General features: G+C 62.6%; 27 protein-coding genes and 1 tRNA gene. 12 read left to right on the forward strand and 16 right to left on the reverse strand.

All coding sequences use genetic code 11. From position 1 onward, the window contains the following. The first annotated feature begins 44 nt into the window (after positions 1 to 44). Positions 45 to 251 carry a hypothetical protein gene (locus NKF25_RS22275; protein ID WP_066144768.1) on the forward strand — a complete coding sequence of 69 codons (207 nt, stop codon included), beginning with the start codon at positions 45 to 47 and terminating at the stop codon, positions 249 to 251. Here NKF25_RS22275 and NKF25_RS22280 read toward each other — a convergent pair. The 3 genes from NKF25_RS22280 to NKF25_RS22290 are packed head-to-tail and all read right to left on the reverse strand — an operon-like array spanning position 214 to position 2,505. Beyond that, complete coding sequence (locus NKF25_RS22280) at positions 214 to 1,194, reverse strand: 5,10-methylenetetrahydromethanopterin reductase (RefSeq protein WP_253228831.1); 981 nt, start codon at positions 1,192 to 1,194, stop codon at positions 214 to 216. The two genes, NKF25_RS22275 and NKF25_RS22280, sit on opposite strands and share 38 nt — an antisense overlap. After that, a complete protein-coding gene (locus NKF25_RS22285; RefSeq protein WP_253228832.1) occupies positions 1,181 to 1,942 on the reverse strand; it encodes a coenzyme F420-0:L-glutamate ligase in 762 nt (253 codons plus the stop codon). The genes NKF25_RS22280 and NKF25_RS22285 overlap by 14 nt, the downstream gene beginning before the upstream one ends. A 53-nt stretch (positions 1,943 to 1,995) precedes the next feature. Next, positions 1,996 to 2,505, reverse strand: a complete 510-nt coding sequence (locus NKF25_RS22290) for a metallophosphoesterase family protein (RefSeq protein ID WP_253228833.1) — start codon at positions 2,503 to 2,505, stop codon at positions 1,996 to 1,998. Positions 2,506 to 2,585: 80 nt separating this feature from the next. Here NKF25_RS22290 and NKF25_RS22295 point away from each other — a divergent pair, with 80 nt between their 5' ends. Together NKF25_RS22295 and NKF25_RS22300 are read left to right on the forward strand one after the other, a co-directional pair. Then, positions 2,586 to 3,713 (forward strand): PQQ-binding-like beta-propeller repeat protein, encoded by a 1,128-nt coding sequence (locus NKF25_RS22295; protein ID WP_253228834.1) that lies wholly within the window; start codon positions 2,586 to 2,588, stop codon positions 3,711 to 3,713. A gap of 128 nt (positions 3,714 to 3,841) precedes the next feature. Next, on the forward strand, positions 3,842 to 5,350 hold the full coding sequence (locus tag NKF25_RS22300; RefSeq protein ID WP_253228835.1) for a carboxypeptidase M32: 1,509 nt from the start codon (positions 3,842 to 3,844) through the stop codon (positions 5,348 to 5,350). Positions 5,351 to 5,377: 27 nt separating this feature from the next. Here the strand turns inward: NKF25_RS22300 and NKF25_RS22305 are convergent, their stop codons facing one another. Beyond that, the gene (locus NKF25_RS22305; protein WP_253228836.1) at positions 5,378 to 6,013 is read right to left on the reverse strand and encodes a helix-turn-helix domain-containing protein; all 636 of its coding nucleotides are present in this window, start codon (positions 6,011 to 6,013) and stop codon (positions 5,378 to 5,380) included. A gap of 141 nt (positions 6,014 to 6,154) precedes the next feature. Here NKF25_RS22305 and NKF25_RS22310 point away from each other — a divergent pair, with 141 nt between their 5' ends. Both NKF25_RS22310 and NKF25_RS22315 read left to right on the forward strand, forming a co-directional pair. Continuing rightward, a complete protein-coding gene (locus tag NKF25_RS22310) occupies positions 6,155 to 7,009 on the forward strand; it encodes an ABC transporter ATP-binding protein (protein WP_253228837.1) in 855 nt (284 codons plus the stop codon). Continuing rightward, positions 7,006 to 8,508: an ABC transporter gene (locus NKF25_RS22315; RefSeq protein ID WP_253228838.1), complete on the forward strand. Its 1,503-nt coding sequence runs from the start codon at positions 7,006 to 7,008 to the stop codon at positions 8,506 to 8,508. Before NKF25_RS22310 ends, NKF25_RS22315 begins: the two co-directional genes overlap by 4 nt. A 26-nt stretch (positions 8,509 to 8,534) precedes the next feature. On the opposite strand, the gene NKF25_RS22320 is transcribed toward NKF25_RS22315, so the two are convergent. The 4 genes from NKF25_RS22320 to uvrA form a co-directional block, all read right to left on the reverse strand. Further along, positions 8,535 to 9,131: a peptidoglycan recognition family protein gene (locus NKF25_RS22320; protein WP_253228839.1), complete on the reverse strand. Its 597-nt coding sequence runs from the start codon at positions 9,129 to 9,131 to the stop codon at positions 8,535 to 8,537. Between the two features lie 264 nt (positions 9,132 to 9,395). Beyond that, complete coding sequence (locus NKF25_RS22325) at positions 9,396 to 10,484, reverse strand: geranylgeranyl reductase family protein (protein ID WP_253228840.1); 1,089 nt, start codon at positions 10,482 to 10,484, stop codon at positions 9,396 to 9,398. Positions 10,485 to 10,536: 52 nt separating this feature from the next. Next, entirely contained in the window at positions 10,537 to 11,082 is a 546-nt protein-coding gene (locus NKF25_RS22330; protein WP_066144798.1) for a hypothetical protein, read from the reverse strand. Positions 11,083 to 11,291: 209 nt separating this feature from the next. Next, positions 11,292 to 14,234 carry an excinuclease ABC subunit UvrA gene (gene uvrA, locus NKF25_RS22335; RefSeq protein ID WP_253228841.1) on the reverse strand — a complete coding sequence of 981 codons (2,943 nt, stop codon included), beginning with the start codon at positions 14,232 to 14,234 and terminating at the stop codon, positions 11,292 to 11,294. Positions 14,235 to 14,463: 229 nt separating this feature from the next. Between uvrA and NKF25_RS22340 the strand changes: the two genes are divergently transcribed. Next, the gene (locus tag NKF25_RS22340; RefSeq protein WP_253228914.1) at positions 14,464 to 16,362 is read left to right on the forward strand and encodes an ABC transporter ATP-binding protein; all 1,899 of its coding nucleotides are present in this window, start codon (positions 14,464 to 14,466) and stop codon (positions 16,360 to 16,362) included. A 69-nt stretch (positions 16,363 to 16,431) separates the two neighbouring features. Then, the gene (locus NKF25_RS22345) at positions 16,432 to 17,013 is read left to right on the forward strand and encodes an LURP-one-related family protein (protein ID WP_253228842.1); all 582 of its coding nucleotides are present in this window, start codon (positions 16,432 to 16,434) and stop codon (positions 17,011 to 17,013) included. Positions 17,014 to 17,027: 14 nt separating this feature from the next. Here NKF25_RS22345 and NKF25_RS22350 read toward each other — a convergent pair whose 3' ends face one another. Continuing rightward, a complete protein-coding gene (locus tag NKF25_RS22350; RefSeq protein WP_253228843.1) occupies positions 17,028 to 17,765 on the reverse strand; it encodes an SDR family oxidoreductase in 738 nt (245 codons plus the stop codon). Between the two features lie 129 nt (positions 17,766 to 17,894). On the opposite strand from NKF25_RS22350, the gene NKF25_RS22355 reads away from it, so the two are divergent. Then, the gene (locus tag NKF25_RS22355; RefSeq protein ID WP_253228844.1) at positions 17,895 to 18,344 is read left to right on the forward strand and encodes a universal stress protein; all 450 of its coding nucleotides are present in this window, start codon (positions 17,895 to 17,897) and stop codon (positions 18,342 to 18,344) included. 99 nt (positions 18,345 to 18,443) lie between these two features. Here NKF25_RS22355 and NKF25_RS22360 read toward each other — a convergent pair whose 3' ends face one another. Next, entirely contained in the window at positions 18,444 to 18,860 is a 417-nt protein-coding gene (locus NKF25_RS22360; RefSeq protein WP_253228845.1) for a hypothetical protein, read from the reverse strand. Between the two features lie 140 nt (positions 18,861 to 19,000). Here NKF25_RS22360 and NKF25_RS22365 point away from each other — a divergent pair, with 140 nt between their 5' ends. Continuing rightward, positions 19,001 to 19,978: an ROK family protein gene (locus NKF25_RS22365; RefSeq protein WP_253228846.1), complete on the forward strand. Its 978-nt coding sequence runs from the start codon at positions 19,001 to 19,003 to the stop codon at positions 19,976 to 19,978. A gap of 148 nt (positions 19,979 to 20,126) precedes the next feature. Here NKF25_RS22365 and NKF25_RS22370 read toward each other — a convergent pair whose 3' ends face one another. The 3 genes from NKF25_RS22370 to NKF25_RS22380 form a co-directional block, all read right to left on the reverse strand. Continuing rightward, positions 20,127 to 21,299, reverse strand: a complete 1,173-nt coding sequence (locus NKF25_RS22370; protein WP_253228847.1) for an alanine--glyoxylate aminotransferase family protein — start codon at positions 21,297 to 21,299, stop codon at positions 20,127 to 20,129. Between the two features lie 76 nt (positions 21,300 to 21,375). Next, positions 21,376 to 22,044: a TIGR00266 family protein gene (locus NKF25_RS22375; RefSeq protein WP_253228848.1), complete on the reverse strand. Its 669-nt coding sequence runs from the start codon at positions 22,042 to 22,044 to the stop codon at positions 21,376 to 21,378. A gap of 332 nt (positions 22,045 to 22,376) precedes the next feature. After that, a tRNA-Arg gene (locus NKF25_RS22380) sits at positions 22,377 to 22,451 on the reverse strand. Positions 22,452 to 22,544: 93 nt separating this feature from the next. Between NKF25_RS22380 and NKF25_RS22385 the strand changes: the two genes are divergently transcribed. Together NKF25_RS22385 and NKF25_RS22390 are read left to right on the forward strand one after the other, a co-directional pair. Continuing rightward, positions 22,545 to 23,126, forward strand: a complete 582-nt coding sequence (locus NKF25_RS22385) for an AAA family ATPase (protein ID WP_253228849.1) — start codon at positions 22,545 to 22,547, stop codon at positions 23,124 to 23,126. Further along, positions 23,123 to 23,536, forward strand: coding sequence for an RNA-binding domain-containing protein (locus tag NKF25_RS22390; RefSeq protein WP_253228850.1), 414 nt, complete (start codon positions 23,123 to 23,125; stop codon positions 23,534 to 23,536). The genes NKF25_RS22385 and NKF25_RS22390 overlap by 4 nt, the downstream gene beginning before the upstream one ends. Before the next feature lie 28 nt (positions 23,537 to 23,564). Here the strand turns inward: NKF25_RS22390 and NKF25_RS22395 are convergent, their stop codons facing one another. From NKF25_RS22395 to NKF25_RS22405, 3 genes are all read right to left on the reverse strand, one after another. Continuing rightward, complete coding sequence (locus NKF25_RS22395) at positions 23,565 to 24,122, reverse strand: magnesium transporter (protein ID WP_253228851.1); 558 nt, start codon at positions 24,120 to 24,122, stop codon at positions 23,565 to 23,567. Further along, positions 24,123 to 24,701 carry a magnesium transporter gene (locus NKF25_RS22400; protein WP_253228852.1) on the reverse strand — a complete coding sequence of 193 codons (579 nt, stop codon included), beginning with the start codon at positions 24,699 to 24,701 and terminating at the stop codon, positions 24,123 to 24,125. 147 nt (positions 24,702 to 24,848) lie between these two features. Beyond that, a complete protein-coding gene (locus tag NKF25_RS22405) occupies positions 24,849 to 26,240 on the reverse strand; it encodes a signal recognition particle protein Srp54 (RefSeq protein WP_253228853.1) in 1,392 nt (463 codons plus the stop codon). A 122-nt stretch (positions 26,241 to 26,362) separates the two neighbouring features. On the opposite strand from NKF25_RS22405, the gene thpR reads away from it, so the two are divergent. Then, positions 26,363 to 26,920: an RNA 2',3'-cyclic phosphodiesterase gene (thpR, locus tag NKF25_RS22410; protein WP_253228854.1), complete on the forward strand. Its 558-nt coding sequence runs from the start codon at positions 26,363 to 26,365 to the stop codon at positions 26,918 to 26,920. Positions 26,921 to 26,959: the final 39 nt, after the last annotated feature.

Below are 26,959 nucleotides of genomic sequence, written 5' to 3' on the forward strand. Positions count from 1 at the left end.
AGCGTGACGGAGCAACCAAGTACCCCCGGTACGCAGTGGCACGTATGGCAGGACTCATCTCGAACATCAGCGAACTGATTCGCCTGTTCGGCGACGTCGCAACGGCATCGGCAAACCCCATCCCAGCGATTTTGCTCCTGTTCGGGGCGATCTTCGTCGGCTTTTCCGTCCTTCTGGGAATTTACCTCGTCATCGGCGCGATCGGCGGCGTGATCACTGCCGATTCGCCCGGTCAAGCGCCGCCGCAGTGAGGGATATCGCTTCTTTTCGATCCGGGCCGAGCGGTGACCCGGCGACGAAACTGTCGGTGTAGTCGAGCACGGCGGCAATCCTATCGGCCACCGTGTCGGGTTCCCCGGCGATACAGAAGGCGTCTATCATCGTCGGCGTCACGGCGTCGAACGCCGCCGAGAACTCGCCCGCACCGATCTTCTCACCGATTTCGGACGCCAACTCGCCGTCGATTCCGTGTCTGTCGAGCACCGGCCCTGCCGCACCACCCGCGATGAACGCCACCGGTGGGCGGGCCGCTTCGCGCGCCGCTTCACCGTCTTCGGCCACGCTCACGCAGGCGTACGCCGCGAAGTCGAACTCACCCCTCCCATCGGGGCGTTCGTCCAACCCTTCCGCGATGCGCTCGCTCGCCCACTCGAAATCCCGCGGATGCGAGGCGTTGACCAGCGCGCCGTCGGCGTGTTTCGCGCTCATTCGGAGCATGTGCGGTCCCTGTGCGCCGACGTACGCCGGAATCTCGCCAACGTCGTAGTTCAGTCCGGCGTCCCGCGCGGTGAACGTTCCCTCGTGGGTCACGCGCTCGCCCGCCCAGAGTCGCTTCGAGACCTTCATCGTCTCCAGCACGCGACGAAGCGGTCGGTCGCGGTCGATGCCGAGGTTCCGGAGCGTGGAGCGGTCGCCCGCGCCGACGCCGAACACGGCCCGGCCGTCGCTCGCTTCGTCCAGCGTTGCGGTGCGTGAAGCGAGCGTGACGGGATGGCTCTCGTACGGGTTGACGACGCCCGGTCCGAGGCGGATGTCCTCGGTGACGTCGGCAATGCGCGAGAGGACCGTGAAGGGGTCGCGGTTGTTGTAGTGACTGCTGGCGAACAGCGTGTCGAACCCCGCATCCTCCGCCGTCTCGCCGAGTTCGACCAGTTCGGAAATCGGGTCCTCGGGTGTGATCTCAATCGCCCGCAAACTCCCACCTCCGGAGCGCCTGCCGGACGAAATCGCCATCGACCGACCGGAACAGGTTGTCGCTTCCGCCGTGGTCGCCGAACTCCCAATCGCGGACGACGACGACCGGCAGGCCGTCGTCGCCCTCGCCGCTCACGAGGTTGGCCGCCGAGGCGAGTTCGTCCACGACGGATTCCACCGTCACTTCGAGTTCGTGGCCGTCCCTGTCGTGTTCACCCCGCCAGTCACGACTCGCAGAAATACCGTCCCAACCGATAGCGACGCCGCGCTGGCCGTGTCGAAACGGCCGCCCGCAGGTGTCGGTGACGACGACGGGCACGTCGATGGGGAGACCGGAGCGAATCCGGGCGGCGCTCTCGTTCGGTCGCTTCGGGAGCAACAACAGGTCGGCATCGCCCGTGTTCGAACGGTCGATGCCCGCGTTCACGCCGATGTGGCCGAACCGCGTCGAGGTGAGCAGGAACGGCGCTTCCATGATGAGTTCGGTGCTCTCCTCGATGACGGCCTGTGCGAACCGTGGGTCCTTCTCCTCGCCGGAGAGTTCGGACAGGCGACCGGCGATTTCCTCCGCCCGCGGACTCGCCGGGAAGTCGTCCATGGTCGCCGTTCGTCCCTCGGCTTTCGAGACGATGGTGCTCGCGACCAACAACACGTCGCCGGGTTCGAGGTCGACTCGCTCCGCGACGAGCGCGGCGATGTCGTCGCCGGGTTCGACCTCGGGAATCCCCGGAACCGCGAAAACGTTCATGTCCGGTCGTTGGTGCGCGCCGATAAAAACCCGCCCGGAAGGCGCAAAACCGGTCAGCTTTCGTGTCGTTGTACCGAGCAGGCACCGTCTTCGACCGTCGCGACGAACATCGTCGCCGTGTCCGCCGGGACAGCACCCGTCGCACTCCCCGGATTCAGCAGGCGAACGCCATCGACCTCCTCGTCCATCGGTCGGTGCGTGTGCCCGGCGACACCGACGACGGACGAATCGAGGTCGCCGTCAACCGCCTCGCGAACGATTCGTGCGACCCGGGATTCGTACCCGCGTTTCGGGCCGGTCCCGTGTGTGACGACGAACGTGACGCCACCGATGTCGAGGGTCGTCACGTCGGGCAACCGAAGCGATTTCGGGTCGGTATTCCCTCCCACGGCAGTGTAGTTCCCGTCCGTCAGTTCGTGTATCGACGCCAGCGCGTCGGCTGAATCGAAGTCCCCCGCGTGAATCGTGTGGTCCGCCCGAAGGATTCGGGTTCGTACCCAGTCGGGGATTCGATTCGCACGCGACGGGATGTGCGTGTCGCTGATGATGGCGACCCGGAGCATGCCTCTCCGTTCGCGGTGCTGGTAGAAAAACGTTAGAGCGGCGTCGGAACGCTTTAGTTCTCGCTTTCGAACGTATTAGTATGGGCGGCCGTTCGTCCCGACGAAACTTTCTGGGTGCTATCGGCCTCGGTTTGTCGGTGGTGAGTGCTGGCTGTAACACGCTCGAAGCGCAACCGGATCGGCAACAGCCGAACTGGTCCGTCGAACTCGACGGGATGCCAGCCCGGGCTAGATCCGTCTCCGACCACGGCCTCGTTCTGGCGACGACGCTCACCCCGGACGGTGAACTCGGCCACCTTCGATTTTCGGGCGACTATAAACGACTCGCCGACCTGTCGAGAATCACCACTGCCCCCGTCGTTTACGACGACCGGGCGTTCGTCGAGTCCAATGGAACCATCCGCTCCATCCCGATCGACGGCGGCGACCCGGTGCGGATGCACAGCGGCTACTTGTCACTCGGGCGCTACGAACCGGTCGTCTCGGGGTCGCGGTTGTTCGGCATCGGCTACAACGACGAGTTCGAGAAATACACCGTCTTCGCCATCGATTTGGAGGCCGAACGGGTCCGGTGGATTCGTCCGTTCGGCAGCATGCAAGCGTCGATCGCCACCGACGGCGACCACGTTTTCGCGGCATCCCCCTCGGGCATCGTCAGGGCCTACTCGGCGAACGACGGTGCGACGATTTGGAAGACCCATGTCGGGGGCGATGCGCGACTGACGTACCACGACGGGACGGTGTTCGTCGCGACCGACAGGGGGTTGGTCGCGCTCGACTCGACGGACGGAACACATCTCTGGCTCGCCGAGAGCCACTGGATTGCCTCCGTGAACGCCGTCCCCGCGGTCGCCGACTCGACCGTCTACACCCTCCTCACCCTCTACTCGACCCACCACCGGAACATGTTCGCAACCGAGACGTATCTCATCGCCTATCACGCGTCCGGCGCGGAGCGCTGGCGCACCCGCGTCAACTACGGAACCCCCCTCACCGTCACCGAGGATGCCATCGGCGTCGAGACCATGGAGGAAGTCGAAACCGATCGCGGAAACAGGAGGCTCAAAAGATATCTCTCCGTCTTCGCGACCGGCGGTAAACGACTCGTCAAATACGATCTCCCCGACCGGTCCACCATGCGACCCCTCATCCGCGACAATTCGGTGATCGTCGGCTACGGCAACACCGTTGCATCCTACGAGCGCTAGGACGACGACGTGACTGTGATCGTGGCGAGCAAGAAATGAGTCCGGAAGTCCCCCTCACTATCGCTCATCTCCCCTAGTTTCGTACCGAAACCCATTCATTGATAATCGGTGACACCAAACATCCGACGATGGCAACTGAAGCCACCACAGAATCCACGTACGAGGAGTTTCTCGGGGAAGTAAAACGAATTTCGAACGTCCAGAACGCCGCCGGAATTCTCGGCTGGGACCAAGAAGTCGTGATGCCCGAAGGTGGCACGCCCGCCCGGTCACAACAGCGCTCGGCGCTGTCCGCGATTTCGCACGAACTGTTGACCGCCGACGAGATGGGGGAGATGCTGGACGAACTCGAATCGGAGGACTTGGACGACGAGCAGGCCGCCGTCGTCCGCGAGGTTCGGCGGGAGTACGAGCGGGCGACTCGCGTCCCCGGCGAGTTGGTCGAGGAGATTTCGCGCACCACGTCCGAAGCCCTGCCGAAGTGGAAGCAAGCGCGCGAGGAGGACGACTTCTCGATTTTCGCGCCGACGCTCGAAAAACTGGTCGAACTGGAGCGTGAGTACGCCGAGCACATCGACCCGGACAAGGACCCTTACGAAGTACTGTTCGAGGAGTACGAACCCTACCTCGGCATCGACACCGCGGAGGAGACCTTGGAGCAACTCCGCGACGAACTCGTCCCGCTCATCGACGCTGTGCGCGAGAGCCATGTGGAACTCGCCACGCCGTTCCAGGACACCTACGACGCCGAGATTCAGGAGGAACTCTCGCGCGACGTACTCGACACGCTCGGCTACGACTGGAACCGCGGCCGTCTCGACACCGCGCCGCACCCGTTTTCCAGCGGAACGCAGTTCGACGCCCGCGTGACGACGCGTTTCGACGAGAGCGACCCGCTCGGCGCGCTGATGAGCACGGTCCACGAGTTCGGCCACGCCACCTACACGCAGGGACTGCCTGACGAACAGTACGGCACGCCGCTCGGTCAGGCGCGCGACCTGACGGTCCACGAATCCCAGTCCCGCGTCTGGGAGAACAACGTCGGCCGGTCGCGTGCGTTCTGGGAGAACTTCCTCCCGCTCGTCAAGGAACGCTTCTCGGACGCGGAGGACGTCTCCGTCGAGGAGATTTACGAGGCCGCGAACCGCGTCCACGAGGACAACCTCATCCGCGTCGAGGCGGACGAGTTGACCTACCACATGCACATCGTGGTGCGCTTCGAAATCGAGAAGCAACTCATCCGCGGCGAAATCGAAGTGGACGAGGTGCCCGAACTCTGGAACGACAAGTACGAGGAATATCTGGGCATCCGCCCCGACACCGACGCCGAAGGCTGCCTGCAGGACATCCACTGGAGCCACGGCAGTTTCGGCTACTTCCCGACCTACTCGCTCGGCAGCGTCCTCGCCGCGCAATTGTACGCGAAAGCCGACGAGGACATCGACGACCTCGACGGCCAGATTCGAGCGGGCGAGTTCGACGACTTCCACGACTGGCTGACCACCAACATCCACCAGTACGGCTGTCTGTACACCACCGACGACCTCATCGAGCACGCGACCGGGGAGAGCTTCACCGCCGACTACTTCCTCGACTACGTGAACGAGAAGTACGGCGCGCTGTACGACCTGGAATAGACGCAAAATCGTTTTCGATTTTTCCGTTCACGACTCCGACGACGCGGCCGAATACTCGTGCACGAGTCTCGACTCCGCCCGATGGAGCACCCCGCTCACGGTCGATTTCGACACGTCGAGCAGTTCCGCCAGTCGCGTTATCGAACAGCGACGTGGCACCTCGTAGTACCCCTCTTCAACGGCGAGGTCCACGATTTCCGCCTGGCGCTCGGTGAGCAATCCGCTCGAATCGCCCGTCGTCCGAACGGCGACGATTTCGACGGCCGCACCCATCCTCTCCAGCGCCTGCTTCAATTCGACGACCCGCTCCCGCGTTTCCGTGACGCTCACGTCCACGGATCCGTTTCGAATCGTTACCGGATACTCCGGCATCGTCCCGGTCTCGCGGAAGATATCGTACGTCTCGTGCGACGTGGCTTCGTTCCGGAACACGGTCTTTCCGTCGCCGTGCATGACGACCCGAAACGAGTCGATGGAGGAGTCGCGCTCCGCGCTCTCCCGCAGGTCGTCCACCGGGACGCCGGTCGTTTCCACGAGCGCGCTCGCACGCTCGTCGCCGCCGATACCGGACAGAACGCGGAATTCCGCGGCCTCGTATTCGCGCGATATCTTTCCGATCCAAAGACGCTCGGGGAGCGTCACCCGAAATCGAACGGAAGCCATCGACTCACTCTCCGCACCCCATATAAATAAGGCTACATGTGGCGTACCATATATTCGGACCCGACGGCCCAACCACTATTCGACGAATGATACGCGACAATTACCGTTCCAGCGGTCGATTTTCCACCCTACTCACTACCGATGATTCACGTTGATAGCCTCGATTTCGCGTACCCGAACGCCGAGAACGACACGCTTCGTGATCTCTCCTTCGCGGTCGATTCGGGCGAGATATTCGGCTTCCTCGGTCCCAGCGGGGCCGGAAAGAGTACGACCCAGAAAATCCTCACCGGACTGCTGGACGACTACCGCGGGTCAGTCCGCGTCTTCGACCGGGAAGTCCGCGACTGGGACGGCATTTACTACGACAAAATCGGGGTTTCGGCCGAATCCCCGAACCAGTATCCCAAACTCACCGGTCGCGAGAACCTCGAACTGTTCGCGTCGCTCCACCGGACTGAAACGAGGGATATCGACGAACTGTTCTCGCTCGTCGGACTTGCGGACGCCATCGACCGGCGCGTGGGCACCTATTCGAAGGGGATGGCGATGCGTCTCAACTTCATCCGCGCACTCCTGCACGACCCCGAACTCGTCTTTCTGGACGAACCGACGAGCGGTATCGACCCCGGCAACGCGAAGCGGATCAAGACGGCCATCGCCGACCTCCGCGACGCTGGCACGACGGTGTTCCTGACGACCCACGACATGACCGTCGCCGACCAACTCTGTGACCGGGTGGCGTTCATCGTGAATGGCCGGATTCCGCTCGTCGGGGACCCCGAGGCATTGAAACGGGAGTACGGGTCGCGGACGGTTCGGGTGGAGTACCGCGATGGGAACCGCCCGCAAACCGCGCGGTTCGCGCTCGACGGGCTAAACGGGAACGCGAAGTTCCGGTCGCTGCTCGCGGGGAACGACATCGAAACGCTCCACACCGAGGAGGCCACGCTGGAGACCGTCTTCCTCGAAGTGACGGGGGAGAGATTAGAGTGAACCCGATCGCCGCGATGGTTCGGTGGGACGTACGACTTCAGCGTCGATACGGCTTCTACACCGTGTACGCCGTACTGACGGCGTTCTACGTCGTCGCGTTCGTCGGACTCGAACTCCCGGCATCGGTGGCCGAGCGTGGGTTGGTGTTCATCGTCCTCTCCGACCCGGCCGTCCTCGGTTTCTACTTCATCGCCGCGCTCGTCCTCATCGAGAAACGCGAGGGCGTTCTCGACGCCCTCGTCGTTTCGCCGCTCGGTGTCCGGGGCTATCTCGTCTCCAAAGTCACGTCCTTGACCCTTCTCGCGGTCGTCGTGGCGACGGTGCTCGCCCTCGTCGTCCATCCGAGCGGCGTGAACGTCCCCCTTCTGGTGCTCGGCGTGGCGCTCACGTCGATTCCGTTCGTCCTCGTCGGGTTCGTCAGCGTCGCCCGGTTCGACTCGATAAACGACTACTTCCTGAGCGCGCTTTTGTACGGCGCGGTACTGTACGCACCGCTGCTGTCGTTCTTCGGTCTCTTCGACACGCCGGTTTTCTACCTGCTTCCCGTCCGACCCGCCCTGATACTCATCGACGGCGCGTTTCACGGGATTGGGTCGGTGGAGTTCGTGTACGCGGTGGGCTACCTGTCGCTCGGAAGCCTCCTCGCGTTCGCCGTGGCGGAGCGGGAGTTCCATCGCCACATCGTACAGCACCGTCCGTCCCGGAGCGAAACGAACGGAGGGAACGGGACGAAATCGTCCCGCCTCGGAACGGTTCGTGATCTGGGACCCGTCGGCGGCATGGCGCTCGCGGACGGGAAGAAGTGGTTCCGTGACCCGCTCCTCCTCGTCGCGGGAACCGGCCCGCTACTGCTCGCCCTGCTCGCTCACGTTGCACTCCCCTTCCTCAACCAGCACTATCTCCCGACCATCTCGCTCGTTCCGTACTATCCGCTGGTGCTCGGATTCGTCATCACGTTCCCGCCCTACATCTACGGGTTCGTGGTCGGCTTCTTCGTGCTCGAAGACCGCGAGCAAGGCGTGCTGGCCGCGCTCCGGACGACGCCCCTGACCGGCCGTGGCTACCTTCGCTACCGCGGCGCGACGGCGTATCTCGTCGGTGCCGTCGTGACGATTCCGACCGTGATGCTGTTCGGCCTCGTCCGGGTACCGCCACTCGTGCTCGTGGCCGTTACGGTCGTCGTCGCGCTCGCTGGACCAGCCATCGCGTTCCTGTTCGCGGGGCTAGCACGCGACTCCATCGAGGGCGTGGTCATCAACAAACTGCTCGGCCTGCTGTTGATCGTTCCGGTCGCGGGAATCGCGTTGCTCCCCGAACCGTGGCAGTACGGCGTCGGAATCGTGCCGCTCTACTGGCCGGTGAAGGCACTCGTCGCGGGGGTCACCGACGGAATCTGGCTTCGCTTCGTCGCCTTCCTCTTTCTTGGAGTCCTCTCGTTCGGCGTGTCGATTCGGTATCTCGTCCAGCGATTCGAACGGATGGCCCGGGACGAGCGGTGAAAAAACGGGTCGTTCGACCGCTCACCTCAGTAGGAGTTGACGAGGTCGATGTAGTGGTCCCAATCCCAGTTCGAACCGGGGTCGGTGTGACTGCTGGAGGGGACCTGTGAGTGCCCGATGATACCGCCGTTGGCCGGGTTCGCGGCGTCGCTCGGGACGCTCGTCGGGTGCTGTTTCGGCACGCCGTACTGGTCACAGAGCCAACTGGCCAGTTTGGCCGACGCCTCGTACTGTGCTTCCTCGTAGGTCCCGCTGACGTAGCCGCCGTGTTCGATACCGACGGAGTACTTGTTGTAGTCCCAGTCACCGGCGTGCCACGCGATGTTGATGTCGCTGACGCTCTGATATTTGTAGCCGTCCTCGGCGACGATGTAGTGTGCGCTGACGTCCGCGTCGGGGTCTTGGAACCAGTTGGCCGCGCTGCTCGCCGACCCCTGTACGGTGTGGATGATGACCCAGTCGATCAGTCCCGCACCACGGTCCGCCGCCGTGTAGTTGCTCGAATCGGCCGGTTGCCAATGGACCGTCGGCTTGGCCGCAGCAGTTCCACTGAACGCAACCGCACCGAGTCCCGCCGTGCCTGCCGTACCGATCGTCTTGAGTAGGTTACGTCTGGATGGCATGTTCCATTCATCCAAAAGTAGAACTCATTTAAAATATTTTCTCTAGTAATTTTGTAAATTAAATTTAATAGACTGTGCATTTAGATACCGGAGGCCAAACTACCAGTTCCCCGTTCGGTCGTCACGACGAATCGAAAGCGGACGACGGTACGATCCGTCGCTCGCTGTCCCACAGGAAACCAGCATGTCGTTACGGGGATTATGAAAACGGAAAATGGGGGCAGGATCGAGACGGCATCACACGCTATTTCGGGTAGTCCGAGCCTACGAGGTGCGTTTCAGCAACGTCCGGAGGTGGTCCGTCGAGAAGAGCGACGAGGGTTTGTCCATGTGGACGCCGATTTCGCCCTCCATCGCCGAGAGACCGACCGTTTGGATCGGTTTCGGGAGCGAGTACGCCCGCCGCAGCCAGTGGCCCAGTCGGATTTCGTTCTTCAGTTCCCGACGCCACGCGCGCTCGTAATCGGCGAGCGTTCCGGGGTCGTCGGGATCGACCGTTTCGGCGGCGTGATCGGCCGAAGTCATCCCGTAGAGGATTCCCCCGCCGGTGAACGGCTTCGTCTGCGCGGCGGCGTCGCCGATGAGGAACCCTCGATGTGCGGTGACGCGCGGTGCCGGACCGATGGGAATCATCCCGGCGCAGAAATTCCCGATTTCGACGCCGTAGTCCGCCGTAAATCGGTCGAACAACTCGCGGGCGCTCTCGCCCGGCGGCGCGGCCAGTCCGTACTCGACGCCCTCCGCTCCACGGGGGATTCGCCACGCGAAGAACCGAGGTGCAGTCAGGTGAACGTCGACGAAATCGCCGCCGTCGTCTTCGGTCGTGAAACCGAGCACGCCTTGGAGCTTCTCGTCCGGCTCCGGCAGGTGGAGTTCCCGTCGGACACGGGAGGCGGGGCCGTCACAGCCGACCACCATCTTCCCGCGAAACGTCTCGGTTCCGTCCGGCGTGTTCGCGGTAACATCGACGTATTCGCCGTGTTCCTCGACCGCCGAGACGCTGTGGTTTTCGCGCAAATCGGCTCCGGCATCCTCGGCGGCACGGGCGAGCGTCCGGTCGAGACCGACCCGGTCGATGACGTTGGAGATGACTTCCTTCTTGTAGAACTGATGGTCCGCCGAACCCGGCCCATCGACGTGGAACCGAGCACCGTAGACTTCGTTTTGCAGAAGCTCGTCGCGTGCTCCATCGGGAGTAAAGTTCCAAATGTCGGTACTGACGTGGCCGGAACACGCGAGTGGCGTCCCCACTCGTCCACGTTCGAGAACGAGAACGTCGTGTCCCGCGTTCGCAGCCCGTCGTGAAAACCGTGACCCGGCGGGCCCCGCACCGACTACCACGAAATCGTGCATTATCCTCGATTACGGCCCGTCCGTCAAATAGCTTGTTTCTCGTTTCGGGTCGCTACCGTGCCGACGGCGGCCGTTCACCCGTCCCGAGTTGCCGACGGCGAAGGTAATGAACCAACGCCGAAAACGCGAAGAGGGCGACGATGAGGACACCCCAGATCTTGTCGGGGATGGCCGAAAACGGTGGGATACCGAGGAAATCGGCCAATACGAGGACCGCGCTCACTATCGCGAGACCGAGGTAGTAGCGAATCCACGGGAACTCGTCCTGCGGACGCAAGTACCCCTCCAGTTGAGCGGCGTTATCGGAGAGTTCCACGATACCTCGACTCTGGTTGTACTCCACGATACCGGCATCCGAAAGCTTCGGAAGATGAGTCTGGTACAGCGACGTATACACCGATTTGCGCTCGTTCGCGGACAGGCCTTCCACCGTGGTGTCGTTCTCCCACGCGGCCACCTGTTCGGCGAGTTCGCTGAGTTCCACTGGTCGCCCCTGTTGTTTCAGATAGTGGAGCGTGTATCGTCGTCGTCGATTTTTCAGAACGTCGAAGATGAGGTCTTCGGACAGTTCTTGTGGGGTTCCATCAGTCGAACTCATGCCACCGGTAAGTCGCAATCGGTTGTTTCGGCTATACCACCGCCACCCGGACGTAACACGACTGCGTTGTTACCGCGGACGACACTTTGTTATCCAGTGCTTAGCCGCCAGGAGTTTTCAAACTAATTACGATTGAGAGGTATAAGCGTGCGATTCTCTGCGGTAAGGACGCCATTATCGAGGGAGAAACAGTGGTTACGCGCCGATTTTCAGTCGTCCATCGCTGCCGGTGCAGGCCTGTCGGCACGTGGACCATCGAGATCGATCGCAGGGAGTTTATCCCGAAGATACCGGCCAGTGTAGGACTCCTCTGTCCGCGCGATTTCCTCCGGCGTACCGGTCGCGACGACTTGACCACCCTTCTCGCCACCTTCCGGACCGAGGTCGATGACGTGGTCCGCGTTCTTCACGAGGTCGAGTTCGTGCTCGATGACGGCGATGGTGTTCCCCTTGTCCGTCAGTCGCTGAAGCACCGAGACCAGTTTGCGCTCGTCCTCGTGGTGGAGTCCGGTCGTCGGTTCGTCCAGCAGATACAGCGTCTCGCCCGCGTCCTTCTTGCCGAGTTCCTCGGCGAGTTTCACGCGCTGGGCTTCCCCACCCGAGAGCGTCGTGGACGGTTGGCCGAGTTTCATGTAATCGAGACCGACGTCCTTCAGCAGTTTCAGACGACGGCGAATGCGCGAGTCGTGTTCGAAGAACTCGTGGGCCTCCTCGACGGACATGTCGAGCACCTCCGCGATGGTCGCACCGCGGTAGGTCACGTCCAGTGTCTCGTCGTTGTAGCGCGCGCCGCCACACTCCTCGCACGGGACGTACACGTCCGAGAGGAAGTTCATCTCGATCTTGACGGTTCCCTGCCCGCCACACTCCTCACAACGCCCGCCCTTCACGTTGAACGAGAAGCGACCCTTCTCGTAGCCGCGCTGTTTGGAGAGCTTCGTCTCGGCGAACGATTCTCGGATGTAGTCGAACACGCCCGTGTACGTCGCCGGGTTCGAGCGCGGCGTCCGACCGATGGGCGACTGGTCGATGAGTCGCACCTTCTCGATGTGCTCCATTCCCTCGATGGAATCGTGCTCGCCGGGGTCCACCGAGGTGTTGTCGTTCATCTCGCGGGCCAATCCCTTGTAGAGGATGTCGTGCATCAACGTGGATTTGCCCGACCCGGAAACGCCCGTGACGGCCGTAAACTTCCCGACCGGGATGTTCACGTCGAGGTCCTTGAGGTTGTGCTGGCGTGCACCGCGAATAGTGATACTGTCCTCGCTCTCGCGTCGTTCGTCGGGGACGGGAATCTCCTTTCGGCCAGCGAGGTAGTCGCCCGTGATGCTGTCCTCGTGGGCCATCACTTCGTCCACGTCTCCCTGCACGACGATTTCGCCGCCGCGCCGTCCTGGACCGGGTCCGATGTCGATGACGTTGTCCGCCCGTCGCATCGTCTCCTCGTCGTGTTCGACCACGATGAGGGTGTTCCCCAGGTCGCGGAGTTCACACAGCGTGTTCAACAGACGGTCGTTGTCGCGTTGGTGCAACCCGATGGAGGGTTCGTCCAGCACATACAGCACGCCGACCAGTCCCGACCCGATCTGGGTCGCCAGCCGAATCCGTTGGCTCTCGCCGCCCGATAGCGTCGAAGCCTCCCGGTCGAGGGTGAGATACTGCAAGCCGACCTCCTCCATGAAGCCGAGTCGAGCGCGAATCTCCTTGAGAATCTCCTCGGCGATGCGGTTCTGTCGTTCCGTGAGGTTGGCTTCGAGGTTCTCGAAGTGTTCCAACGCGTCCCCGATGGACATCCCGTTGACTTCCGAGATCGACGTGCCATCGACGTACACCGACCTGCTCTCGGGGCGCAGTCGCGTGCCGTCACAGGCCGGACACTCCGTCACGGCCATGTACTCCTCGATGTGGTTCCGCGCCCGGTCGCTGTCGGTCTCGATGTACCGTCGTTCGAGGTTCGGGATGACGCCCTCGAACGGTTCCTCCTTGCGTCGGATTCCGTTCTTCGTGTTCCACTTGAACAGCACGTCCTCGTCGGTGCCGTAGAGGAATCCCTGCCGGACGTCCTCGGCGAGGTCCTCGAACGGGGTCGTCAGACTCACGTCGAAGTGTTTCGCCACGGAATCGAGCTGTCGGCGGTAGTAGGTCCGCTGGTAGCTCCACGGCTCGAAGACGTGTTTCAGCTGTTTGCTCGGATCCTCTACGACGAGGTCCTCGTCTATCTCCTTCGTCTCGCCGATACCCTCACACTCGGGACACGCCCCGTGCGGGCTGTTGAACGAGAAGCTCCGCGTCTCGATTTCGCGGAAGTCGATGCCACAGTGCGTGCAGGCGAGTTCCTCGGAGAACTCCACGACGAGTCGCTCGTCGCCGTCCCCGGCCAAGTCGCCCGTCGAACGGGATTCAGAGCCGAGGTTCACGTCCTGGGGCGGGTCCGGAACGATGAGTTTCATGACGCCCTCGGCCTCCTCCAGCGCGGTCTCCACGCTGTCGGTGATGCGGCTTCGCGCCTCCGGGCTGACCTTGACCCTATCGACGATCACGTCGATGGTGTGGTCGTAGTTCTTGTCGAGTTCCGGGCGGTCGAGGGTCAGGTCGAACTCCTCGCCGTCCACTTCCACACGGGAGTAGCCGTCCGAGACGAGTTCGTCGAACAGGTCGGCGAACGCACCCTTCTGGTCGCGGACGACCGGCGCGGCGATTTTCGCCTTGGTTCCCTCGGGCAAATCGAGCACCCGGCGGACCATGTTCTGGGCGCTCTGCTCGCCGACTTCGCGGCCACACTGCGGACAGTGTGGCGTGCCGACGCGCGCATAGAGCAGTCGCAGGTAGTCGTGTAGTTCGGTCACGGTTCCGACCGTCGAACGCGGGTTGTTCGCCGCGTTTTTCTGGTCGATGGAGATAGCGGGTGACAGGCCTTCGACGTTCTCGACCTGCGGCTTGTCCATCTGCCCGAGGAAGTTCCGGGCGTAAGCCGACAGGCTCTCGATGTAGCGTCGCTGTCCCTCAGCGTACACCGTCTCGAAGGCGAGCGAGGACTTCCCCGACCCGGACAGGCCGGTGACGACGTTGAACTCCTCGCGCGGAATCTTCACGTCGAGGTCTTTGAGGTTGTGCTCCTCGGCCCCCCGCACTTCGATGTAGTCCTTGCTCATCTAGACTCAGACAGCGACCGAATGAGGGTATGCCTGTCGGTTGCAGATTAAAGCGGAGTGAAAGTGAAAGTGGAATCAAAAGCCATCACTCGCACACTCCACCACGACACTCACTTCCACCATCTAAACACACAAAGCCGCTGAGCGCCTACTCTGTTCGGAACAGGTGATTTCATTCAGCACGACTAACGACACCGAACGATTCGACGAGGACGAGGAGCGACACACGATGTGGCGACTCTTCGCGGAGTACGGCCGCGGCTACTTCCCGCAGTTCGTCGCGGGATTCGTCGGGACGGTGCTCGGACGACTCTCGGGCCTCCTACCGCCGGTCGTTCTCGGCATCGCCATCGACGCGATATTCCTGAACAAACAGGCGTTCCGTCTCGGGCCGATTCCCTCGGGGTGGCTCCCGACCACGCCGACCGAACAGCTTTGGCTCTCCATCGGTATCGTTCTCGCGTCGTTTCTGGTGGGGGCGGTATTCTCGTGGGTGGAAGGCTGGGGCTGGAACGCGTTCGCGCAGGGCGTCCAACACGAGCTTCGCGTGGACACCTACGATCGGATGCAGTTGCTGGACATGACGTTCTTCGACGGCAAGCAGACGGGCGAACTGATGTCCATCCTGAACAACGACGTGAACCAACTGGAGACGTTTCTGAACGACGGGCTGAGTTCGGCGCTCCGCATCGGCGTCATGATCGTCGGCATCGGCGGTATCTTGTTCACGCTGAACCCGTCGCTGGCGGTCGTGGCGCTCCTGCCGGTGCCGCTGCTTGCGGCCTTCACGTACCTGTTCGTGCGGACCATCCAGCCGAAGTACGCCGCGATGCGGGCCAGCGTCGGTGCGCTCAACTCCCGACTGGAAAACAACCTCGGCGGCATCCGCGTCATCAAATCCGAGACGGCCGAGGGGTACGAGTCCGGGCGCATCGAGGAGGCGTCACAGGAGTACTACGACACGAACTGGGACGCAATCACGACCCGCATCACGTTCTTTCCCGGCCTGAGCCTGCTGACCGGCATCGGCTACGCCGTCACGTTCGGCATCGGCGGGTTCTGGCTCCTCTCCGGCGCTCCGGGACCGCTCACCGGCGCGCTCGAACCGGGCACGTTCGTCACGTTCGTCATCTTGAGCCAGCAGTTCATCTGGCCGATGGCGCAGTTCGGGCAAATCATCAACATCTACCAGCGGGCCGAAGCGTCGAGCGACCGCGTGTACAGTCTGATGAACGAACGCGGGACGTTGGACGAAACGTCCGACGCTCCCGATTTGACCGTGACCGACGGCACCGTCGAGTACGACGACGTGAGTTTCGGCTACGGCGACGAGGAAGTCGTGGAGGGAATCGACCTGCGCGCCGAGCGGGGGCACATGCTCGCCCTCGTCGGCCCCACGGGAGCCGGAAAGTCGACCGTCCTCAAACTCCTCTTGCGGATGTACGACGTGGACGATGGCGCGATCCGCATCGACGGAACCGACATCCGCGACGTGAACCTCCGCAGTCTGCGGCGGGCCATCGGCTACGTCAGTCAGGAGCCGTTCCTGTTCTACGGCACCGTCAGGGAGAACATCTCGTATGGTTCGTTCGAGGCGAGCGACGAGGAAATCGAGGAAGCCGCGAAGGCCGCCGAAGCACACGAGTTCATCAGCAACCTGCCCGACGGCTACGACACGATGGTCGGCGAGCGCGGCGTGAAACTCTCCGGCGGGCAACGCCAGCGGTTGTCCATCGCGCGGACGATCCTCAAGGACCCCGCCATCCTCGTGTTGGACGAGGCGACGAGTCACGTCGATACCGAGACGGAGGCGCTCATCCAGCGCAGTCTCGCCTCGCTGATGGCCGAGAAGACGACGTTCGCCATCGCCCACCGCCTCTCGACGGTGAAGGACGCCGAGGAAATCGTCGTCTTGGACGAAGGGACGGTCGTCGAGCGCGGCACCCACGACGACCTGCTGGCGCTCGGCGGACTCTACGCGAACCTCTGGCACGTGCAGGCCGGAGAGATCGAAGACCTCCCACGGGAGTTCATCGAACGAGCGATCCAGCGCCGGTCGGAAATCGAGGACATTGGTGACGGAGCGGAGGCCGAAGGGGCGGATGCACAGACCGACGGCGGCGAGTGATTCCGTTCGGCTCCCTTCCCGACCTTCCGGCCTCAAGTTTAAATATGAGGACGTGAGAAATGGCGGTCAATGGAACCCCCAACGCAGCGACACGACATCGGCGGCGTGACCCTCGACGATGACGAGTACACCGTCAAGCAGAGCTACTTTCGGAACAAGTACAAGGTCTACGACGAGGGCGGGAATCTCGTCCTGAAATCGAAACAGAAGCTGTTCAAGATGAAAGAGGAGTTCCCGTTCTTCGATGCGGACGGAAACACGGTGTTCCGCGTGAAGGCGAAGAACGTCCTCGACGTCGCCGGGGATTACGTCCTCGTGGACGAACGAACTGACGAACCGGTTATCGTCCTCTCGAAGGACTTCACTATTTTCCATCATCACTGGACGATAAAGACACCCGACGGGGCGGAAGTCGCGGAAGTCGAATCCAGAAGCGCGATAATCGAGGCGCTCCGGTCGTTCTCGACGCTGTTCTCGTTCCTACCGCACAGATATACCATCTCGGGACCGGACGGGAACTCCATCGGAGAAATCGAGGGACGGTTTTCGCTCCGCGACGTGTACGATATCAGCGTCGAGGAGTCGAACGCGGTATCCAAGACCGCACTCGTCGCGGCCGCAATCGCCATCGACGCGTTGGAAGGGAACTGAGTCCGAAATCGGAGTCAGACTTTCTCCGGCAACCAACCGCCGTCCACTTCGATGTTCACGCCACTCAGGTAGTCGCTGTCGTCGTCGACGAAGAACCGCAGTGCCTGTGCCATGTCCTCGAATTCGGCGGGGCGGTCACGGGGTAAATCGTCCGGGAACACGTCGGAGTTCTCGACCACGTAAGGAGAAATCGCGTTGACCGTCACGCCGTCATCCTGCGTGTCCGCCGCGAGCATTCGGGTGAACATCAGGACGCTCGCCTTTGCCATGAAGTACGGGGCGTTTTTGGGGCTGATGAGTCCCTTCTCGGCGCTCGCGTAGCCGATGTTGACGATGCGACCGAACCCCGACGCTCGCATCTCCGGAAGCGCCCGCTTCGAACAGAGGTAGGTGCCGTTGATGTTGCCGTTCAGCACGGCGTTCCAGCGGTCGAAAGAGATGTCCTCCCAATGGTCGGGCGCGAACGGGCCGACGTTGTTCACCAGCACGTCGACGCCCCCGAGTTCGGCTTCGACGGTCCCGAAGAGGTCGTCTACTTCGTTCGGGTCGGTGACGTCGCCGTTGACGGTTATTGCTTCGACGTCGTGCGTACGGGCGGTGTCGGCGACGTCCTCGGCGACGTCCTTGCTGGAGTGGTAGTGAACGGCCACGTCGGCCCCGCAGTCGGCGAGTGAAAGGAGGAGTTCCCGGCCGACGCCCTTCGAACTACCGGTCACCAGTGCGACCCGTCCATCGAGGTTGGGTGTGATCATGGGCGACCTTCGCGGTGCAATCCCAATTAGTTTGATGCCGACGAGGTCGGGATTCCGTCCGAGGCATGACCTTCTCCAATTATGAGTGAACCCCCCTATCTTTAATATTCTGCATGGAGACCTGATACCATGGGAATTGAGACGATTCTTCTCGCCGTAGGACCGGGCGACGCGGACCGTACGGGAAAACTCGCTGACGCCGTCATCGATGTGGCGGGACCGACAGGTGCGACAGTCGTGCTCGCGCACGTATTCACCGACGACGAGTTCGAGGACGTGGTCGAGCAACTCGACTACGACCCGGCCGGGAAACCGAACTCCGACGAAGTGGCGGCGCGACACGCGACGATTCGATCGCTCTCGGACGCGCTCGACGCTGAAGACATCGGTTACTCGGTTCGTGGGTCCATCGGCCACCACGGCGAAACCATCGTCGAACTCGCCGAGGACGTGAACGCCGACAGCATCTTCGTCGGCGGCCGCAAACGCTCGCCGACCGGGAAGGCCGTCTTCGGCAGCACCGCACAGGAAGTCATGCTCTCGGCTCCCTGTCCCGTGACGTTCGTGCGCGAGGACTGAGCGCCCCGAGAATTTTCGCCTCTTTTGAACGGATCACCTGACCGCACCCGATCCAAGTATCGGTGAGCGTTCGATTAGCATCTCCGCGACCGCCGTCAGCTATTCCTCCGCGCGTTCCTGCCACTCCCGTTGCATCCGTCGCTCGCGGACGTGGCGTTCTCCCCCCGCAATCTCCTCGCGGGTGACACGTTCGAACGATTCGATATCGTGGAGGAATCCCGTCTCGAAGGATTCGACCAGTTCGTAGGTCCAGCGGTCGCCTCCGAGAACGCCACACGGAAGGATTTCGTCGCGGATGTGATCGGCGATGTCGTCGTGGCCAGCGTCACGGAGGTCGTTCTCGGCTTCGCTGAAGTGCTCCATCGCGTGGCCGGTGACGTGGTGAAACTGGACGAGGTAACCGTGTGCTTTACGGAGTCCCTCGATACCGAGTTCGAGTTGGTGCAGCGCGGACTCGGTTTCGTCGTCGAGGTCGGCAAGGTCGTCCGAGAGGTCGTCGGGAAAGTCCTCGGTCATGCATCGATACACGACGCCGAACCAGTTAACTTCGACAACCCGACCCGTCAGAATTGACAACCGGACCTGTCGAGTCGGGAGAACTCGTCCACGAGTAAATGCCTGTAGTTAAGTGGGACGGACGACGTTAGTTCACCTGAATGGCCTACTACGCGGGTGTAGACCTCGGGGCGACCAACGTCAGGGCGGCGGTTGCCGACGGGGACGGTAACGTCATCGGCACGTACGACCGTGGCACGCCACGAGGACCGAACGGCATTGCGGTTACCGAGGCAGTGCTCGAAAGTATTCGAGGTGCGTGTACGAACGCAGACGTCGACCCGAGAGAGATCCAGGCGGCGGGGATCGGCAGTATCGGTCCGCTCGATCTCGCGGAGGGAGCGGTCGATGGCCCGGCAAACCTGCCGGACACCATCGGTCGGATTCCGCTGACCGGTCCGGTGAGCAAGCTCATCGGGAGCGACCGGATATACCTCCACAACGACACCAACGCGGGCGCTATCGGGCAACGATTCTACAGCGACCGCAACCCCGACGACATGGTCTACATCACGATTTCGAGCGGTATCGGTGCCGGAGTCAGCGTCGATGGAAACGTCCTCACCGGATGGGACGGCAACGCGGGCGAAGTAGGACACATGCTGGTCGATCCACACGGCGGACGAACCTGTGGCTGTGGCAAGGACGGCCACTGGGAAGCCTACTGCTCGGGTAACAACATCCCCGAGTACGCCCGCATGTTGGCGAAGGAAGACGAGAGCGTGGCGACGTCCCTCCCGCTCGACGACCCCGACTTCTCGGCAAAGGACGTGTTCGAGTACGCCGGCCTCGACGCCTTCGCCGACCACGTCATCGAGCAAGTCGCCCACTGGAACACCGTCGGCGTGACGAACGTCGTCCAAGCCTACGCGCCCATCGTGGTCTACCTCGGCGGCGCTGTCGTCCTCAACAACGAGGAACTCGTCGTGGACCCGATCCGGGAACGCGTCGGCAACCACCTGCTCAACAACGTCCCGGACGTGCAGGTGACGACCCTCGGGGACGAAGTCGTCCTGAAAGGTGCCGTCGCAAGCGCGCTGACCGAGGGCACCGGCGACGAATCGCGGCTTCGGTCGTGAACGACGGATAGCGGTTTTTGACGTTTCAACTCCTCTTCTCGTTCGCTACGGGAGTACCTCGATTTTGGCGTTGCAACATCCACGACTCGGGAGTTTCACTCTCAACGAAGACGAACGAGTCAACGGAAAACAGATCGAGTACGATTCGCTAGCGGAGTTGTTCGCGGGCGGCGGCCATCCCGGCTTCGACGTCCACGTCCGCGCCGACTTCGAGGAACGCCTCGCCGATGGTGCGGACGCCGCGGAGGATCTGCTCGTCGGAGAGGTTGCCCATGTTGCTCACGCGGAAGATTTCGCCGCCGAGGTGTGCCTGACCGCCGCTGATGCTCGCGCCGCGTTCGGTGACGGCGTCGAAGAAGTCGGTCGGGTTCTCCCGGACGGAAGCCGGGAGCGAGATGGCAGTGAGGGTGTTCGAGTACTCCGAGGCGTCGTTTCGCTCGGGGAACATCGAGAGACCCATCGTCGTGAACGCCGCACGGAACGCGCTGGACTGACGGCGGTGGCGGGCGATGCGCTCGGGCATTCCCTCGTCCTCGATGTGGCCGACGGCGAGCGCGAGGCCGCGGAACAGCGGAACCGCGCTCGTGAACGGCGTCTGATGGGAGTCGGCCTTTCGAAGGTGCCACTCCAAATCCTCGTAGAAGGGTGCGCTCTCGCCGTCGAACGCCTCCTGTGCGCGGGGCGTGGCGTACATCGCGCTCGTTCCCGGCGGGGCCGCGAGGGCCTTTTGGGCGTCCGTGACCGCGACGTCGACGTTCCACTCGTCGATGAGGAACTCGTCGCCGCCGAGGGAGGTCACCCCGTCCACGACGAAGTAGGCGTCGTGTTCGGCCGCGATCTCTCCGATTTCGGCGACGGGGTTCAGCAGACCGGTGCTCGTCTCGTTGTGGACCATCGTCACGACCTTCGTGTCGTCGGTGACGGCCTCCGCGACCGCCTCGGGGTCGATGGATTGGCCCCAGTCGAACGCCACCGGCGTCACGTTCGCGTAGCGGTCTGCGATTCGCTTGAAGCGACGGCCGAACTTGCCGTTCACGACCGAAACCACCTCGTCGTCTTCACCTGCGAGGTTGGCGACGGCGGCTTCCATCGCCATCGTCGCGGTTCCGTTGAAGATGAGGCTGGTGCCGTCGGACTCCGTCGTCGGCGTCCCGTCGAGCGACGAACGCTCGAAGACGTAGTCGAGGCCGTTCTGGGCGTCCTCGTAGACGGATTCGAACTCCGCAGAACGGTGTGAGACCATCGGTTCGCTCATCGCTTGTCGAACGTCGCGAGCGAGGGGTACCGGACCCGGGTTGAGTAAGAGGAAATCCTCTCGCATACTCACCCGTTCTACCTCCCCATAAATAAGCGTCGTGCGGGGCGCAAATTCCGCCTCTTGTCGTTGACAGTTACAACTATCGCTGTGAGTGCTCGCCCGGCATGTTCGGGAGCAGCCACGACAGCAGCGCCACCGGACTCCTCGACTGTAACCAGATCGTTCCCGGACCTTCGAACTCGGAGAGGAGACCACCCCGTCCGTCGCCGGGTGATCGGAGTCCATCGACGTGGTGGACGTCGAAATCGACGGGGCCTTCGAACGCGACGACGTGCCCCGTGTCCACGACGTATCGCTCGCCGGGGTCGAGACTCACCACCGAGACTGCCCCGTAGCTCGATAGGAACGCGAGACCCGCTCCCGACAGTTCGAGGAGGAAATCCCCGGCACATTTCACGAACGCCTCCTCACCGCTGAACGTCGCCTCGAAGTCGATACCCGATTCTGCGGCGAGAAACGAACAGGACTGGACGTACAGCGATTCGTCCCGCAGTTCGTATCGAAAGATGTCGCCCGGAAACGGCGGCGCGAGGCGGACGGTTCCGGGCTGGTCCGCGGCGAACGTCGTGGAAAACGGCGTCCCTTCGCCGAGGGAAGCGTGCTCCGGCGTCTCGTCCGTTCCCGGCGAGAGTTCCACCGTTCCCGAGTAGCTGACCAGCGCCCCCGACTCGGCCCGTATTTCCTCCCCTGCCTCCAGTGTCAGTACGAGTTCGGCGAACGCTGGCTGGTTCGTAATTTCGTACTCCATGCTCGACTAGGCCACGACGTCACGACCCATAGCCCTCCCGGCCTCCTCTCCACTCCGTGACCTGCTTTTTCGGTGATGTGCATTCCGGGTTGATGCTGGACAGGATTCGCGGTAGTTCGATGGTGGTCGCGGTGCGGAAGCGGTTGTGAGGGGTCGTTGCGATGCGGAAGCGGTTGTGTTGCTGTGTGCGGTGACGTTTGGTGGCGTGGCGGTATTCTCAAGAAAAAGAACCGCGAGCGAAGCGAGCGGGCCAAGGAACCCCCGGAGGGGGTGACGCCGTGCTTTTCATCAACGTTTTGCCAGCGAACGAAGTGAGCGCAGGAAAAGGTTGACGAGCACGATGGGATTCGAACCCACGGCCGTCGGATTAGAAGTCCGACGCTCTATCCAGACTGAGCTACGTGCCCTCGATATCTCGTTATTCGTCAGCCTTCATAAGGGATTGGGATTCTGTCCCGCAAACACAGCCCTTAAGCACGGTTCACGACAAAACCAAGACGATGCGAGTAATCGGAACCGTCGGCCTTCCGGGGAGCGGCAAAGGCGAAGCCGCCACCGTTGCCGAGGAGATGGGGATTCCCGTCGTCACGATGGGCGACGTCATCCGCGCCGCCTGCCGTGACCGGGGTCTCGACCCGGCGAAACACCACGGCGAAATCGCCAAAGCGCTCCGCGAGGAGAACGGCCCGGACGCCATCGCGCAGGCGTCACTGCCGCAGATAGACGACGCGCTAACGGGCGCGGACACCGTCCTCGTGGACGGCATCCGCTCCGGCGTGGAGGTCGAACGGTTCGAGGAAGCGTTCGGCGACGACTTCGTACTGGTGAGCATCGAAGCGCCGTTCGAGGTTCGGGCCGACCGCTTGGGGGAGCGTGGACGTGACCACTCCGACGCCGACGAAGAACGGCTTCGGGAACGCGACGACCGGGAACTCGGGTTCGGTCTCGACCGTGCGATGGCGCGGTCCGACGCCGTTATCGACAACACGCGCTCGCTCGACGCGTTCCGCCGTCGGATCCGAGCGCTGTTCGAGGACGGAGTGGCGGGACTGGAAAACGTGGAGGCGACCGACAAACCATGATTTACAGCGTCGATATTCGAATCACGGCCCCCGTGCACGACACGGAAATCGGAGCACGAATCGAGGACGCGATCGAGAACGTCTTTCCCGGCGCGGAGGTGACGTCGGACGAGGGCGAACTCGTCGCGGAAGCCCACAGCGTCGAACACTTCTCCGAACTGCTCCACCGGCAGGAAATCCTCGACACGGCACGTGGGGAGTTCTTCTCCGGGCAGGACGGGGACACCCTTTCGTTCGATCTGAAAAAGCAGGCGGCGTTCCAGGGCGTCGTCAACTTCGCCGTCGGCAACCCCGACGAACTCGGCGAGATTCACGTTCGGATGGACGTCCACGACCCGGACGTGGAATCGTTCGTGGACTACATTGCCCCGCCGACGAAGGACGGAAAACCGATAGACAGCGACGAATAGCGACCGGGACCGATAGCGGAACGATTTTTCACACCAGCAGTTCCACCACGGCGAACAACACGATCACGCCGAGCACGTCACAGGCGTTCGTGACGACCGGAATCACCACGTCGTCCGGGTCGAGTTCGAACCGATAGGCGACGTACGTGGCGACGAGCGTGACGAGCACCGCGACGAACGCGAGGACGATACCGCTGGTTAGCGAGACGAGGACGACCGTTCCCAACCCGAGTTCCGTTCCGTCGATGAACCACGTCAACATCCACGCGCCGAAGCCGACGACAGGGAAAATCGTGATCGCGAGAGCGACCGTGGCGACGGCGTTCCCCGCGAGCACTTCGTCCTCCCGACCGAATGAGAGCGTCCCGAGGTGGAACGCCGTCGAGAGGCGAGCGGCGAGGATGCTACCGAGGTTGCCCGCGGTGCCGATCGTTACCGGCACCAGCGCGAGCAGCGTGGGATACTGGAGGAGCGTCTGCTGGAACGACCCGAGGACGAGTCCGCTCCCGAGTTCGACGACCGTGAGAACGAGCAACACCGGCAGCATCGCTCGCATAATGGATCGAACCGTCCAGCGCGTCGGCATCTACCCACCCCCGAGTGCGAGGACGATTTTGACCGCGAGCAGGAGAAACGAGATGCCGAACACGTCGCCGGTCGTCGTCACGAGCGGACCGACGAGCGTATCCGGGTTCTTCCCGCGACGATACCCCGCGAACACGACGATGACGACGGCGACCGTCAGTGCGATACCGGACAGCAATCCGGCGATGAGCGCGATCGCGACCAGGGTCGGTAATGATGCGACGTCCTGCGAGAGTGCTTTCAGGATGAAGAACGCGACCACGGACGCGAACAGGCTGGCGAGGATGCCATTCGCCAGCGAGGCGACGATCGCCGCCCAGACCCGTTCGTCGTCGGGAACGAACGACGGTTCGACCAGCCCTTGGTGTAGTCCGGACGCGAGACGCGCGCCGAGCGACCCGTAGACGTTCCCACGGGTAGCGAGGAGGGCGGGAACGAGAACCAACAACCCGGCCACCTGACGGAGTTCGGCGCGCATTCCCCCGAGGACGATACCGGCGAACAGCCCACCCACCATGCTCGCTGCGAGCGCGGGGAGAGCCTCGCGGTACGCCTCGACGGCGACTTCCCGGACGGTCATCTATTGTCCCGAAAGCGGGCACGGAACAAAAAAGCGGTGTGTCGCGGTTTCACTTGCGCTCGATGTTTGCTGTACACAGGAAGCTAAAAGCGGCCGTTCATCGCGATCGTGCTCGCGACAAAATCGTATCCGGATCGCGGAGACCATTCACCCGAACGGACCCATGCCGCCCATACCGCCACCACCGCCACCGCCGCCGCCCTGCATCTTCTTCATCATGCGCTCCATGTCGCCGCCCTGTCCCATGCCCTGGAACTGTTTCAGGGTCTGGGCCATCATCTTGTGCTGTTGGAGCAGTTCGCGGATGCGTTCCTCGTCCTGTCCGCTCCCGCGAGCGATGCGTCGAATCTGACTCGCGCCGATGGACCGCGGGTTTTCGAGTTCCTTGTCGGTCATCGAGTCCATGATGACCTCGAAACTCCGCATCCGGTCCTTCGTCACGTCCATCGCGTCGTCCGGCAGTTCGTCCATGATCCCACCGCCGAAGCCGGGGATCATGTCCATGACCTGTTCGAGCGGCCCCATCTTGTTCATCGCGTTCATCTGATGGCGCATGTCGTTGAGGGTGAACTGCCCCTTCATCATGTCTTCGGGGTCCCAGTCCTCCTCCTCTTCGGTCTCCGTCATCGCCCGCTGGACGCGCTCGGTGAGCTGTTTCAGGTCGCCCATGCCGAGCAGGCGGGAGATGAAACCGTTCGGCTCGAACCGCTCGACGTCCTGGACCGTCTCACCGGACCCGAGGAAGGCGATGGACGAATCAGTCTCGTTGACTGCCGTCAACGCGCCACCACCTTTCGCAGTACCGTCGAGTTTCGTGATGACGACGCCGTCGATGCCGATGGATTCGTCGAACTGTTGGGCTTGGTCCTTCGCGCCCTGCCCGATTGCGGCGTCGAGCACGAGCAGGTTTCGGTCGGGGTCGGCGACCGACTCGATCTCCTCGATTTCGGCGATGAGGTCGTCTTCGAGCGCGTGGCGACCGGCCGTGTCCACGATGTGGATGTCGGCGTCCGCCGTCTCCTCCAGTCCCTTCCGCGCGATATCTACGGGGTCCTCGTTGTCCGGGTCGCCGTAGAAATCGACCTCGGCGCGGGAACACATCTCCTTCGCCTGGTCGTACGCACCGGGCCGGAAGGTGTCGGTCTGGATGACTGCGGGGCGAAGTCCCTTCTTCGAGAACCACCACGCCATCTTGGCGGAGGTGGTCGTCTTCCCCGACCCCTGCAAACCGGCGAGGAGAATGGTCTGGTTTTCGAGCGGGATTTCCGTACTCTCGCCGACGAGGCCGACGAGTTCCTCGTAGACGATACTGAGGACATGGTCACGGGCCGTCGTCCCGCCCGGCGGTTCTTCGTTCACAGCGCGGTCCTTGATGGACGACGAGAGGTCCATCACGAGGCTGACGTCGACGTCAGCCTGCAGGAGGGAACGCTGAATTTCCTTGACGATTTCCTCGACGTCGTCCTCGCTGACGCGTGACTTCCCACTCAGTTTGTCGAGTGAGCCGCGAAGAGAACTGCCGAGATTATCGAGCACCATCGTTAGGGAGTGTTTGGCTTTCCGGCGGTTTAAACCCTTTTTCTATTTGGTTTGGAGTCGATGTCGTCGGAACGTATCGGGGGGCGTCAATCTTCAAGCCGACGGGGAACGAAGGGTTTCGTATGCGACTGTTCGTGAGCATCGACCTGCCGGACGACCTCTGGGAGGGTGTCGAGGGCGTGCAAGAGCAGTTCCGAGACGCCGGGGGTCTCACCTTCACCGACCCCACGCAAGCACACCTGACGCTCTCGTTTCTCGGCGACGTGGACGAGGACCGCGTCCCTGCCATCGAGGACGCGCTCGAAACCGCCGTCGAGGATGACATCGACTTCGGCCCCTTCGACGCGGAGATTAGCGGCTTGGGAGTCTTTCCCAGTCTCGACTACATCTCCGTCGTCTGGCTCGGCCTCGACGACGGGGGAGAGGAGACGAGTCTCGTCCACGACGCCGTCGAATCCCGTCTCTACGACCTCGGGTTTTCGCCCGACGACAACGAGTTCGTTCCGCACGTCACCATCGCAAGAATGCAACACGCGGGCGGCAAGGAACTCGTCCAGCGGAACGTGCGGGAACTCGACCCGACTGTGGGGAGAATGGAAGTCAGGGAGATTCGACTGACCGAGAGCGAGTTGACGTCGGACGGGCCGGAGTATTCGACCGTCGCGGCGTTCACCCTGTGAAGCCGTTTGAAAGGAACAAGATTTTATGCGACGGCGGAA

The sequence above is a fragment of the Haladaptatus sp. AB643 genome (assembly GCF_024136975.1).
Taxonomy (GTDB): Archaea; Halobacteriota; Halobacteria; order Halobacteriales; family Haladaptataceae; genus Haladaptatus.